The following is a 514-nucleotide window of genomic DNA, read 5'->3' as shown; positions in this document are numbered from 1 at the left end:
GAGAAATCAATAAGAATGCATGTGGGTATTCTTTTAAATAATTTGTTAACCAATGAATATGTTCAACGTCTAAATAGTTAGTAGGTTCATCAAGCAATAACACTTCTGGCTGTTCAAGTAATAGCTTTGCAAGCAATACCTTTGTACGTTGTCCACCACTTAGTGCTGAAACATCACGATCTAAACCAATTGCATCAATTCCAAGACCACGTGCAGCCTCTTCAATTTTCATATCTAGTAAGTAGAATCCACCTGCTTCAAGTGCATCTTGTATTTCTGCCATTTGCTCAAGAAGTTCTTCTAGTTCTTCTGGTGTAGCAGTTCCCATTTTTTCTGTAACTTCATTTAAAGCTTTTTCCTTTTCGAATAACAGTAAAAATGCATCCGCTAGTACGTCACGAATTGTACGCCCAGGCGTTAAAACAGTATGCTGATCTAAGTAGCCGTAATGTGTGCCCGGTGTCCATTCTACGCGACCTTGGTCATGAATAAGCTGACCAGTAATGATATTCAT

General features: G+C 38.3%; 1 protein-coding gene. It reads right to left on the bottom strand.

Translation table 11 applies throughout. The annotated features are described in order from the left end of the window. Nucleotides 1–514 (bottom strand): ATP-binding cassette domain-containing protein (locus VSX56_RS20810; RefSeq protein WP_350939395.1); only part of this gene is annotated, 514 nt, incomplete at both ends.

Origin of the sequence: Thioclava kandeliae, assembly GCF_040297545.1 — a bacterium.
Lineage (GTDB): Bacteria > Pseudomonadota > Alphaproteobacteria > Rhodobacterales > Rhodobacteraceae > Thioclava > Thioclava kandeliae.
Note: the sequence above shows the minus strand (reverse complement) of the source record. Positions and strands in the feature narration are given on the sequence as shown.